Source organism: Sphingomonas sp. (assembly GCF_035317925.1).
GTDB lineage: Bacteria > Pseudomonadota > Alphaproteobacteria > Sphingomonadales > Sphingomonadaceae > Sphingomonas_I.
Genome location: NZ_DATHFV010000194.1, coordinates 32,374 through 44,490, shown reverse-complemented (window position 1 = coordinate 44,490; position 12,117 = coordinate 32,374). Strand labels below are relative to the sequence as shown.

General features: G+C 64.7%; 13 protein-coding genes. 7 read left to right on the top strand and 6 right to left on the bottom strand.

Annotation, left to right across the window (positions count from 1 at the left end):
* Positions 1-157 precede the first annotated feature (157 nt).
* On the bottom strand, positions 158-874 hold the full coding sequence (rph, locus tag VK533_RS14575) for a ribonuclease PH (RefSeq protein ID WP_324378911.1): 717 nt from the start codon (positions 872-874) through the stop codon (positions 158-160).
* Positions 875-949: 75 nt separating this feature from the next.
* On the opposite strand from rph, the gene VK533_RS14570 reads away from it, so the two are divergent.
* From VK533_RS14570 to VK533_RS14555, 4 genes are read left to right on the top strand one after another with little or no spacing between them, the layout of a single operon-like run.
* Positions 950-1,138 (top strand): hypothetical protein, encoded by a 189-nt coding sequence (locus VK533_RS14570; protein ID WP_324378909.1) that lies wholly within the window; start codon positions 950-952, stop codon positions 1,136-1,138.
* Complete coding sequence (gene hrcA / locus VK533_RS14565) at positions 1,135-2,169, top strand: heat-inducible transcriptional repressor HrcA (RefSeq protein WP_324378908.1); 1,035 nt, start codon at positions 1,135-1,137, stop codon at positions 2,167-2,169. The genes VK533_RS14570 and hrcA overlap by 4 nt, the downstream gene beginning before the upstream one ends.
* On the top strand, positions 2,166-2,738 hold the full coding sequence (gene grpE, locus VK533_RS14560) for a nucleotide exchange factor GrpE (protein WP_324378906.1): 573 nt from the start codon (positions 2,166-2,168) through the stop codon (positions 2,736-2,738). The genes hrcA and grpE overlap by 4 nt, the downstream gene beginning before the upstream one ends.
* 33 nt (positions 2,739-2,771) lie before the next feature.
* Positions 2,772-3,962 (top strand): glycosyltransferase family 4 protein, encoded by a 1,191-nt coding sequence (locus VK533_RS14555; protein WP_324378904.1) that lies wholly within the window; start codon positions 2,772-2,774, stop codon positions 3,960-3,962.
* Here the strand turns inward: VK533_RS14555 and VK533_RS14550 are convergent.
* From VK533_RS14550 to VK533_RS14535, 4 genes are all read right to left on the bottom strand, one after another.
* A complete protein-coding gene (locus VK533_RS14550; RefSeq protein ID WP_414712316.1) occupies positions 3,959-4,198 on the bottom strand; it encodes a hypothetical protein in 240 nt (79 codons plus the stop codon). The two genes, VK533_RS14555 and VK533_RS14550, sit on opposite strands and share 4 nt — an antisense overlap.
* A gap of 20 nt (positions 4,199-4,218) precedes the next feature.
* A complete protein-coding gene (locus VK533_RS14545) occupies positions 4,219-4,677 on the bottom strand; it encodes a vgr related protein (RefSeq protein ID WP_324378902.1) in 459 nt (152 codons plus the stop codon).
* Positions 4,678-5,012: 335 nt separating this feature from the next.
* Positions 5,013-5,453 carry a hypothetical protein gene (locus VK533_RS14540; protein ID WP_324378900.1) on the bottom strand — a complete coding sequence of 147 codons (441 nt, stop codon included), beginning with the start codon at positions 5,451-5,453 and terminating at the stop codon, positions 5,013-5,015.
* A complete protein-coding gene (locus VK533_RS14535; RefSeq protein ID WP_324378898.1) occupies positions 5,450-5,893 on the bottom strand; it encodes a copper chaperone PCu(A)C in 444 nt (147 codons plus the stop codon). The genes VK533_RS14540 and VK533_RS14535 overlap by 4 nt, the downstream gene beginning before the upstream one ends.
* A gap of 170 nt (positions 5,894-6,063) precedes the next feature.
* On the opposite strand from VK533_RS14535, the gene dnaK reads away from it, so the two are divergent.
* The gene (gene dnaK / locus VK533_RS14530) at positions 6,064-7,965 is read left to right on the top strand and encodes a molecular chaperone DnaK (protein ID WP_324378896.1); all 1,902 of its coding nucleotides are present in this window, start codon (positions 6,064-6,066) and stop codon (positions 7,963-7,965) included.
* A gap of 58 nt (positions 7,966-8,023) precedes the next feature.
* Complete coding sequence (dnaJ, locus tag VK533_RS14525; RefSeq protein ID WP_324378894.1) at positions 8,024-9,148, top strand: molecular chaperone DnaJ; 1,125 nt, start codon at positions 8,024-8,026, stop codon at positions 9,146-9,148.
* On the opposite strand, the gene VK533_RS14520 is transcribed toward dnaJ, so the two are convergent.
* Positions 9,145-9,780, bottom strand: a complete 636-nt coding sequence (locus tag VK533_RS14520) for a glutathione S-transferase family protein (RefSeq protein WP_324378892.1) — start codon at positions 9,778-9,780, stop codon at positions 9,145-9,147. The two genes, dnaJ and VK533_RS14520, sit on opposite strands and share 4 nt — an antisense overlap.
* 103 nt (positions 9,781-9,883) lie before the next feature.
* Here VK533_RS14520 and rnr point away from each other — a divergent pair, with 103 nt between their 5' ends.
* On the top strand, positions 9,884-12,112 hold the full coding sequence (gene rnr / locus VK533_RS14515; RefSeq protein WP_324378890.1) for a ribonuclease R: 2,229 nt from the start codon (positions 9,884-9,886) through the stop codon (positions 12,110-12,112).
* Positions 12,113-12,117 lie beyond the last annotated feature (5 nt).

Sequence of the window (12,117 nt, the reverse complement as noted above, 5' to 3'; positions counted from 1 at the left end):
CCGAGCGACGCGGCCGAGACCGGCTCGATCCCATAAGGCTCGAGCAGGGCGCGGATCTCGCGTAACTTGCCTTCATTGTGGCTGGCGATGACGAGCTTGCCCGGCTGCAGCTTGCGATGCGGTATCACCGGCGGTTCATCGTCGATCAGCATGATGGTCACCGTCCGGTCGCCTTCAATTGGGCCGCGAAAATGTCGGTGCAGCCGATGCGCGCAAGGCGCAGCAGGCGCAACAACGCCTCCTCGTCATAGGTCGCGCCTTCGGCGGTAGCCTGCGCCTCGGCGATATTGCCGTCGGAGAGGAGGACGAAATTGGCATCGGCATCGGCTGCACTGTCTTCGATATAATCGAGGTCGAGCACAGGCGTTCCCTCATAGATGCCGCACGAGACCGCTGCGACCTGCGACTTGATCGGATCGACCGTAAGCAGGCCCTGCTTCATCAGGCCATCGATCGCGATGCGGAGCGCAACCCACGCGCCGGAGATCGACGCGGTGCGGGTGCCGCCATCGGCCTGGATCACGTCGCAATCGAGCGTGATCTGGCGCTCGCCGAGCGCGGTCAGATCGCAGATCGCGCGCAAGGAACGGCCGATAAGGCGCTGGATTTCCTGGGTGCGGCCCGATTGCTTGCCCTTGGCCGCTTCGCGATTGCCGCGCGTATGCGTGGCGCGCGGCAGCATGCCATATTCGGCGGTGACCCAACCTTGGCCCTTGCCGCGCAGGAACGGCGGCACCTTTTCCTCAACCGACGCGGTGACGAGCACCTTGGTCTCGCCGAAGGCGATCAGGACCGAACCCTCCGCATGCTTGGTGTAACCGGGGGTGATGGTGATGGGGCGCATCTGATCAGGGGCGCGGCCGCTTGGGCGCATCGGGGGATTGTCCTTATGGTTGGGCGGCCGCATGTAACGGCAGTGGCGGCGCCTCGCCAGCCCGAAGGATGGACCATGAAAATAGCCGCACGGATCGTTGGCGTGATCGCGCTCCTGATGGGGCTGTTGTGGATCGGCCAGGGCACCGGCGTGGTCAAATGGCCCGCATCCAGCTTCATGATCGACGTGCGGCCGTGGGCGATACGGGGTGCGGTCCTGGCGGTGGTCGGTCTGGGCCTGCTTTTATGGTCGCGCCGAAAATGACCGTTCCCGTCACCGAAATGTCGGCGCGTGCCCGCGACGTGTTCCGGATGGTGGTCGATTCCTATCTGGAGAGCGGGCTGCCGGTGGGATCGCGCACGATCTCGCGCTTCGGCGGACTCAATTTGTCGCCAGCTTCGATCCGCAACGTGATGCAGGATCTGGAAGAGATGGGACTGCTCGCGGCACCCCATACCTCCGCCGGACGGATGCCGACCGAGGGTGGGCTGCGGCTGTTCGTCGATGCGATGATGCAGACTTCCGAGCCTTCCGATGTCGAGCGTGCGGCAATCGAAGCGCAGGCGCGCGGCCCGGTCGAGGAGGCGCTGGCCGCGACCAGCGCGGTCCTCTCGGGACTGTCGGCCTGCGCCGGGCTGGTGATGGTACCGCGCGGCGAGCCGGTGCTGCGCCAATTCTCCTTCCTGCCGCTTGGTCACGATCAGGCGGTGGCGGTGCTGGTCGGCGCCGACGGATCGGTCGAGAATCGGGTGGTCGATCTGCCGCAGGGCGTCGGCCCGTCCGCGCTGGCGGAAGCCGCCAATTATATCAGCGGGCGTCTATCCGGCTTGACGCTCGGCGAAGCGCAGGTGCGGCTGGCGGACGAGATCGCCAAGGGCCGGTCCGCGCTCGACACGACCGCGCAGAGCCTGGTCGCGCGCGGTCTGGCGATATGGTCCGAGGACGGGTCGCGCCGGCCGGTGATGATCGTGCGGGGTGCGGCCAATCTGATCGATCATGCGGCCGATGCCGATCTGGAGCGGGTGCGCCAATTGCTCGACGAGATCGAGGGCAAGGAGGAGATTGCCCGTCTGCTCGACAGCGCGCGAGGCGCGCGGGCGATGAAGATATTCATCGGATCGGAAAACAAGCTGTTCGCGTTATCCGGTTCGTCGGTTATCGCCGCACCCTATCATGGCGCCGACGGACGCGTGGTCGGCGTGGTGGGGGTTATCGGGCCGACGCGGTTGAACTATGCGCGGGTCGTTCCCATGGTGGATTTCACCGCACAAACACTGACGAGATTGATGGCATGAGTGACGATATGACCACCCCCGACGCCGACGACCTGCGCGAGGAAACCGCCGCGGAATCGCCCGAGGTGGCCGAACATGACGAAGCGGCCGGGCTGCAGGCGGAGATCGAGGATCTGAAGAAGCAGATCCTCTACGCGCAGGCCGAGACGCAGAATGTCCGCCGCCGCATGGAGAAGGACGCGCAGGACGCGCGTGCCTATGCCGCGACCAGCTTCGCGCGCGACATCCTGTCGGTATCCGACAATCTGGCGCGTGCGCTGGCGGCGATCCCGCCGGCGATGCGCGAAAACGAGGGTACCAAGGCGCTCGTGACGGGTCTTGAGATGACCGGCAAGGAGCTGGAGAATATCTTCCAGCGCAACGGCATTACCCGGATCGAGAGCATCGGCGCACAGCTCGACCCCAACCGGCACCAGGCGATGGTCGAACTGCCGAGCGAGCAAGCGCCCGGCACGATCGTGCAGGAAATGCAGGCCGGCTACATGATCAAGGATCGCCTGCTGCGGCCGGCTCTGGTCGGCGTCGCCAAGGCGGCGGAGCAGCATCCCAAGGTCGATCTGGAAGCCTGAAGGCGTTCGGCCCAGCCGACTAAGGGGGTGTCAGTGGGTCGTGAGGCGAAGATAAAGCGTGTCTTCTATGTGTCCGCGGGTGGCGCGGACATCATCCAGTCGCACACATTCTGGCGTCAGGGCGTCCACAATCCGAACGAGGTGTCGATCACCTTTTCGGGGCAGATCGAGGACTTCGTCCAGGAGATCGGGGCGGAGGCCTATATGGTCTCGGCGCGTGCCGAGGCCCAGATCGTGCAGGACGGAGCGTTCACGATCGAACACCGCGTCCGCACCCACGGCAAGGGCTTGGGCTACTACCTGGCCGAGCTCCGTTACTGCCTCGGGCTGGTGCGGACCGCCCGCGCGTTCGGCGCCGATCTCGCGCTGGTGGATTCGGGCGTCGTTCCCTTCTTCATGATGACCGCGTTCCGCATCGTCGGCATTCCGGTGGTGCCGATCCTGCATAATTGCCTCTGGCCGAACGGGTTCAGGCCGAAGGGCAAGCTGCAGAGCATCGTACAATGGCTGGATCGCGCTTTCTGGCGTCGGGTGCCGAAAGCAATCATCGCGGTGTCGCCCGAGGCGGAACGCCAGGTCGACGAGATTGCCGGCGCCGCGCATCCGCCGATCTGGCAGGTACGCGCGCAATTCCTGCCCGACTATTTCGCGCATATTCCGTCGCCGGATGCTGACGCGGTGCCGTTCCGGATCATGTTCATCGGCCGCGTCGTCGAACATAAGGGCGTGCTCGATATTCCGGACATGGCGCGGCGGGTCGAGGCGACGATGCCGGGGCAGGTGCGCTGGACGGTCTGCGGGCGCGGCGCCGCGCTGGAGCCGTTGCGCGACAAGATCGTCGCTCTGGGGCTGCAGGATGTCGTCACCGCGCGTGGCTGGACATCGCTGGAGGACCTCCAACAGGTCTATACGGAAAGCCATGCGTCGATCGTGCCGACGCGCAGCGGTTTTGCGGAAGGCCTCGCGATGACCGCCGCCGAGGCGATCCTCGCGGGCCGGCCGATCGTCAGCAACCCGATCGTGCCCGCGCTCGAACTGCTCGAACCGGCGGCGATGACTGCCCGGTCCAACGACGCGGATAGCCATGCCGATGCGGTCGCGGCGCTGGCCGGCGATCGGACGCTCTATCGCAAGCTGCAGGCGAATTGCGCGCCTCTCCGGGCCCAATTCTACGATCGCGATCAGGGGCTTACCGCCGTGCTGCGGCGGGCGCTTGCCGTCTAGGCGGCGGCGAAGCCCGCCTGCGTGACGATTTGTTCGAGCGGCTGATTGCGTATGCCGCTCAGCCGGCACACGAAAACATGCTCCACGATCATCGCCTGTTGCTCGATCCCATAACCGGCGAGCGGCCGCCCAGGCACGATCTCATAATCGTAGCGGCAAAAAGGATGACGGCGGAGCGGCAGGCACAATCCCCGCTGATGCTGCCAGACATGGGTGCCTTGTTTGCGTGAATGCAACGCAGCGAATTCCGCAGGTTTCAGCGGATCTGTGCGATTAGTGCTTCATGCTGCGCCCGATCGGCAGCCGTGAGCGCGAGATGACCTTCTCGCGCGAGATACGTGTTGGCTGCGATCTCAGCCTGCTGCTCCATCCCGTAAGAGGTAAACGGTTTGCCCAGCCGCAGCGTGTAGGAATAACGTGCGAAGGGAAGGCGTCGCAGCGGAAGGAAAATGCCCCGTTGGGTTTGCCAGACGTGACAAAGCTCATGGATCAAAAGACCACGCAGGGAGACGCTGGCTTCGCTGAAATCCTCGCGCCAGAGCGGACCATCGGGATGAAAATGTAGGTGACCCATCGGAGCCATGGCGACATTGCGGGACTGGAATGGCCACCACTTGTGACGACGTATCTCTACGGCGCTTAGATCAATGGCGTTCCGATAGATCGAGACCGCTAGGGCAATTTCACCGGGGGTCAGGTTCCGTTTCTGGCTCAAGCCTGCGTCCTACGCCTGAATGGCTGGTGTTGGTGGTTTGCGGACAGGCAGCTTGTAAGTTAGATGAGCGAATGTCTTCCGGCATCCTTCGCCTCGATGTGGCAATGCGGGTCTTTCTTGCTTGGGCGGTGGCGCTGGCTCTGCCTGGCCTCATATTCGGGCCACTTCTTGTCCTCCTTGCGGGGTTTTCGGCGCCTTTAATAGTCGTGGCCGCCTTATGCGCCTTGTGGTTTGGCGCATACATTGTTCGCAGACCCATCCTGTGGGCCTTGGGAGCGGCAACGGTCTCGCTGCTGTTTGGCTGCTTTTTGTTCGGGCGAGCGGGTGCTTTGTCGTTAGTGATCAGCCTGCCTGCTTCCTTCTATTTTTGGGCTTCGCTTCGCCTGGCCCCCTTGGCCACCGGACAGGGCTAACGTCCGCAATTGGGTCGCTAAAAGAACGGCCGCTTTATGGGCTATGGCCAGCGGCGGGGTGTCACCGACTAACGAAAGCGGTGTCGCGGAGTGATGCCACCGCAGTTTCGTCAATTCGTGGATGAAGAGCGCGCGTAACGGTTCGGAAGCTATCGCGAAATTGTCTCGCCAGAGGTTGCCCTGAGGGTGGAACCAGATGCCGCCGTCCGGGGCCATGGCCACGTTGCGTGGCTGGAATGGAAACCATTTGGCCCGATGCAGCCGCACCGCGTCGAGGTCGATCGCTGTGCCGAACAGGCTGGCCGCCAACGCCCGTTCGCCGGAGGTGAGCGGCCGGCCCGGATCGCGGCGGACCCAGCTCAATAGGGCGCGTCCCCGCCCGCGCTGACGCTCTTGGCTTCGGCTTCGGTGGTGGTGCCGTCGGCGAAACCGAAACGCAGCGGCACGGCGGTGCCCGGCCTCACCACCGGATCGAGCCCGATCAGCATGGCGTGGTTGCCGCCCGGCTTGAACGTGATTGTGCCGCGCGCGGGCACGTCGACATGATCGAGCGGCGCCATCGTTGTCATGCCCTGCATACCGGCCATGCTCTGATGCATCTCGGTCTTCGTCGCGAGCGCGCTTTCCATCCGCACGAGCTTTTCGGCGCTACGGCCGCCATGGATCGTGAAATAGGCCGCTGCGGGCTGACCGGCCACCGCGGGCAGGCGCACCCATGCCTCGGTCACCTTGGGTTCGGAACTGCGCGTATGGCAGGCCGAAAGCAGCAGGATCGGGGCGAGGAAAAGGATGTTGCGCGTCATGCCGTCCCTCTAGGCGCTAAATCTTGTTGCGAAAACCGTGCGCGTGCCATGTCTTGCGATGGCTTTTCGCCTCCCTATATCCGCTGAAGCAAAGCGTCGTTCGGGGATAGCGTCTGCCTGTTGAGGGGGCGTGCCGGGCGGCAGGACAGGGTACTGACAAGAGGATTACAATGGCCAAAGTTATCGGGATCGACCTGGGTACGACGAACAGCTGCGTCGCCGTCATGGAAGGCGGCAAGCCCAAGGTGATCGAAAATGCCGAAGGCGCGCGTACCACGCCTTCGATCGTCGCCTTCGCCAAGGATGGGGAGCGACTGATCGGTCAGCCGGCCAAGCGCCAGGCGGTGACCAACCCCGACAACACCATCTATGCGGTGAAGCGCCTGATCGGCCGTCGCTTCGACGATCCGATCACCAAGAAGGACACCGAGCTGGTCCCCTATCACATCGTGAAGGGTGCGAACGGCGACGCGTGGGTCCAGGCGGGCGGCGAGGATTATTCGCCCAGCCAGATTTCGGCCTTCATCCTGCAGAAGATGAAGGAAACCGCCGAGTCCTATCTCGGCGAAACGGTAACCCAGGCGGTCATCACGGTTCCGGCTTACTTCAACGACGCGCAGCGCCAGGCGACCAAGGACGCCGGCAAGATCGCGGGTCTTGAGGTGCTGCGCATCATCAACGAGCCGACCGCGGCCGCACTCGCCTACGGGCTCGAGAAAGACACCAACAAGACGATCGCGGTCTATGACTTGGGCGGCGGCACGTTCGACGTGTCGATCCTCGAGATCGGCGACGGCGTGTTCGAGGTGAAGTCGACCAACGGCGACACCTTCCTTGGCGGTGAGGATTTCGACGCCAAGGTCGTCCAGTATCTCGCTGACGACTTCAAGAAGGCGGAAGGCATCGATCTGACCAAGGATCGGCTCGCCCTCCAGCGCCTCAAGGAAGCCGCCGAAAAGGCCAAGATCGAGCTGTCGTCGACCCAGACGACCGAGGTCAATCTGCCCTTCATTACCGCCGACGCCACCGGTCCGAAGCATCTGGTCAAGACGATCACGCGCACCGATCTGGAGCGTCTGGTCGAGGATCTGATCAAGCGCACGATCGAGCCCATGAAGAAGGCGCTCGCCGATGCCGGCGTGAAGGCCGACGCGATCGACGAGGTCGTCCTTGTCGGCGGCATGACCCGCATGCCCAAGGTGCGCGATGCGGTGAAGGCCTTCTTCGGCAAGGAGCCGCACACCGGCGTCAATCCGGACGAAGTCGTCGCCATCGGTGCGGCGGTCCAGGCCGGCGTGCTCCAGGGTGATGTCAAGGACGTGCTGCTGCTTGACGTGACCCCGCTGTCGCTCGGCATCGAGACTTTGGGCGGCATCATGACCAAGATGATCGACCGCAACACGACCATCCCGACCAAGAAGTCGCAGACCTATTCGACGGCCGACGACAATCAGAACGCCGTCACGATCCGCGTCTTCCAGGGCGAGCGTGAAATGGCGGGCGACAACAAGATGCTCGGCCAGTTCGATCTGGTCGGTATCCCGCCCGCGCCGCGCGGCGTGCCGCAGATCGAAGTCACGTTCGACATCGACGCCAACGGCATCGTCAACGTCAGTGCCAAGGACAAGGGCACCGGCAAGGAACAGCAGATCAAGATCCAGGCCTCGGGCGGTCTCTCGGACAATGACATCGATCAGATGGTCAAGGATGCCGAGCAGTTCGCTGAGGAGGACAAGAAGCGTCGTGCCGCAGCGGAAGCCAAGAACAACGCCGAAAGCCTGATCCATTCGACCGAAGGCCAGCTTGCCGAGCATGGCGCGAAGATCGATGCCGAGCTCAAGGCCGAGATCGAAGCGGCTGTCGCTGCCACCAAGACCGCGGTCGAAGGCGGCAATGCCGACGAAATGGCCGAAAAGACCCAGGCGCTCGCGCAGTCCGCGATGAAGATGGGACAGAAGATCTACGAGGCCGAGCAGGCCGCGGGTAGCGCGGCGGGTTCGGGCGAGGCCGAAGCCAAGTCCGACGAGGACGTGGTCGACGCCGAATTCTCGGAAGTCGACGACACGAAGTAAGCGATAGGGATCAGCCCCTCCTCCATCGGGAGGAGGGGCTTTCGCATCTGGGAAGTCGATGGCCGAAGTAGATTTTTACGAGCTGCTCGAAATCGAGCGCACCGCGGACGATAAGACGATCAAGACGTCCTATCGCCGCCTCGCAATGGAATGCCATCCGGATCGCAATCCGGGCTGCGAGAAGTCCGAAGCCAAGTTCAAGGCCATCAGCCAGGCCTATGACGTGCTCAAGGACCCGCAGAAGCGCGCGGCCTATGACCGCTTCGGCCATGCCGCCTTCCAGAATGGGGCGGGCGGCGGTGGCGGCCAGCAGGGCTTCGAGGGCTTTGCCGACATTTTCGAGAATATCTTCGGCGAGTTCATGGGACAGGGCCGGTCCGGCGGCGGGCGCTCGTCCGTCCAGCGCGGCGCCGACCTGCGCTACGATCTCGAGATTAGCCTGGAAGAGGCCTATCACGGCACGAGCGACGAAATCCGCGTCGATGTCGCCGCGCGCTGCGACACGTGCGAGGGCACCGGCGCCAAGCCCGGCACCGGCGCAAAGGGCTGCGCGACGTGCAACGGCCACGGCAAGGTGCGCGCGCAGCAGGGCTTCTTCGTGGTCGAGCGGGTCTGCCCGTCCTGCCATGGCCGTGGCGAAGTGATCAGCGAGCCGTGCCGCGATTGCCGCGGCGAAGGCCGAGTCGAGAAATCGAAGACGCTGGAGGTGAAGATTCCGCCCGGCGTCGACGAAGGCACGCGCATCCGCATGTCGGGCGAGGGCGAGGCCGGTGCGCGCGGCGGCCCGTCGGGCGATCTCTATATCTTCCTGCACATCACGCGGCACGGCCTGTTCCAGCGCGAGGGCACGACTTTGTTCGCGCGCGCGCCGATCAGCTTCAGCACCGCCTCGCTCGGCGGTTCGATCACAGTGCCGGGTCTCGACGGCCAGGCGCATGAATTGCGCATTCCGGCGGGCATCCAGTCGGGCAAGCAGTTGCGCCAGCGCGGTGCGGGCATGCCGGTGCTGAACGGGCGCGGGCATGGCGACATGGTCGTCCAGATCGAAGTCGAGACCCCGACCAAGCTGACCCAGCGCCAGAAAGAACTGCTGGAGGAGTTTCGCGCGACCGAGACGGGCGAGGAATGCCCCGAAACGAGCGGCTTCTTCGCGCGCCTCAAGGGTATGCTCGGCGCGGATTAGGCGTCGGCGGGCATGCCCAGTTTATAAGACTGATAGGCCTGCTTGAATTCGGGCAAGGCATCGCACGCCTTCGAATGTTTCCTGAGCGCCTTGTAGCCGTCCAGGTCGAACGCGCCGGGCAGCGCCTCGCGCAGGAAACAGAACATGGTGCCGATCATGATGTCGGCATGGCTCAGCCTTTCGCCGAACAGCCACGGCGTCTTGCGTAGGACCCGTTCGCGATCGAGCATCGCCAGCGTGTCGGCAACCTGCCTGTGCAGCCGTTCGTGCCAGACCGGCAGAGCCTGGGTGTGGAAGGCGCCTTCGTACAGCAATGCAACGCCCTTGTCGGCGACGCCGGCGGCGAAGCCGGCGAGACGCAGCACGTCGCCTTGCTGGGGCCAATTGCGGCTGAGAAATGCGCCGAAGCCGGCGAGATGGTCGAGCAACTGGATGATCGTGCCGCTGTCGGTGATCGCCTCGCCATCGCTGGTGATCAGGGTCGGCACGCGCATCAGCGGATTGATCTCTGCGATCTTGTCGGCATCGCCGATCGCCGACCAGGGGCGATGCTCGTAGTTCAGCTTGTACAGCCGCAGCGTGACCGCCACCCGCCGTACGAAGGGCGAATCATATTGCCCGATCAGGATCATGCCTGCCCCCGTTTCCCCTCGCCGGGGATTGTAAACCATATCGCGACCCCGCGACCAGACCGCATCTGTGGCGTGCGCGCGAGATGCCACCTATGTGGCGCTAATGCCCCGACCCCCCGTACCCGGCCTGCCGAGTCGCCAACAGATCCTGGATTTCATCGCGTCCAGCGCCACGCCCGCCGGCAAACGCGAAATCGCGCGCGCTTTCGGCCTGCAGGGCAATGAGAAGATCCAGCTCAAGGCCTTGCTCAAGGACATGGCCGACGAGGGGCTGATCGACAGCGCCCCCGGCCGCTCCTTTCACAAGATGGGCGGCGTCCCCAAGGTGACCGTGCTGCGCATCGTCGACGTCGGCGATGACGGCCAGGCGGTGGCGGTGCCCGAAATCTGGCATGCCGAAACACCCCCGCCCAAACTGCGCGTGATCGAACATGGCAAGCGCGGCCGCGCATTAGGCGTGGGCGACCGAATCCTCGCGCGCACCGAAGAGGCCGGAAAGGGCTGGGTCGCGCATCCGATGAAGCGGCTCGAGCGCGGCGAGGAGCAGGTGCTGGGCGTGCTCCACAAGGAAGGCGACAAGCTCTGGCTGAAGCCGGTCGACAAGCGCGAGCGCCACGAATTGATGGTGTCGGACGCGGGCGACGCTCAGGTCGGCGATCTCGTGCTGGCGGAGAAAGCGGGCCGGCCGCCGCGCATCACCGCGCGCGTGACCCAACGGCTGGGTGAGCCGTTCGCGCCGCGCAGCTTCAGCCTGATCGCGATCCACAAGCACGGCATTCCCGATGTCTTTTCGGAAGATACGATCGCCGAAGCGCTCAAGGTCGCGAAATTGCCCTTGGGCGGCGAGCGGGAGGATCTGCGGCATTTGCCGATCGTCGCGATCGACCCGGCCGATGCGCGCGATCATGACGATGCGGTGTGGGCGACGGCGGATGACGATCCCGCCAATCCGGGCGGGTTCCTCGCGATCGTCGCGATCGCGGACGTCAGTTTCTACGTCCGCCCCGGCTCCGATCTCGACCGCGAAGCGCGGCGGCGCGGCAACAGCGTCTATTTCCCTGACCGGGTGGTCCCGATGCTGCCCGAGGAATTGTCGGCCGATATCTGTTCGCTGAAGGAAGGCGCGGATCGCGCGGCCCTGGTCTGCCACCTCGTCATCGCCGCGGACGGTACGCTCAAGAGCTGGAAGTTCACCCGCGCGGTCATCCGGGTCGCGGCGAACATCGCCTATGAGGATGCCCAGGCGGCGATCGATGCTGGCGAGGGGTCGTTGCTCGAGGACGCGCTCAAGCCGCTGTGGGCGTGCTGGGCGGCGCTCGCCAAGGCGCGCGACAAGCGTGCGCCGCTGGAGCTCGATTTGCCCGAGCGGCGCGTCATTCTCGACGAGAAGGGGCGGATCATGTCGGTCGCGCCGCGCGAGCGGCTCGATGCGCACCGGCTGATCGAGGATTATATGATCGCGGCCAACGTCGCCGCCGCCAAGGCGCTCGAGGCGAAGAAGGCGCCGGTCATGTACCGCATCCACGAGCCGCCGAGCCGCGAGAAACTGGTCGCGCTCAAGGATTATCTCGACACGTTCGGGATCAGCTTCGCGCTCGGCCAGGTGATCAAGCCGGGCACGTTCAATCATCTGCTGGAGAAGGTCGGCGAGCGCGACGAGCGCCCGCAGATCATGGAGCAGGTGCTGCGCACGCAGACCCAGGCTTATTACGGCCCGGGCAATGCCGGCCATTTCGGCCTCGCGCTCGGCAGCTACGCCCATTTCACCAGCCCGATCCGCCGTTATGCCGATCTGCTCGTCCACCGTTCGCTGGTCGGTGCCTATAATCTCGCGCCCGCCGCGAGCCAGACGCGGCTGCCGGCGGAGGACGAGACCGCCTTCGTACGGATCGGCGAAGCGATCAGCGGGGCGGAGCGTCGTGCGATGGAGGCGGAGCGCGAGACGCTCGACCGCTATGTCGCGGCCTATCTGTCGACCAAGATCGGCGAACTGGTCGATACGCGCATCACCGGCGTGCAGCCGTTCGGTTTCTTCGCGACGGTGGAAGGGCTGGGCGGCGATGGGCTGGTGCCGGTTTCGACGCTCGGCCGCGAATATTTTCGCTATGATGAGGCATCGCATGCTCTGGTCGGTGACGAGACGGGCACGCGTTATACGTCGGGCTTGAAGCTCAAGCTGCGGCTGGCCGAAGCGAACCCGATTTCGGGCGCGCTTCGGTTCGAGATCGAAGGGTTCGAAGGCTCTGGTCCGCCGCAACACAGGCGCGGCGACCGCATCGCCCCTCGACGCGGGTGGCCCGCCAACATACGACACAATGGTCGACGCAGATAAGGGAG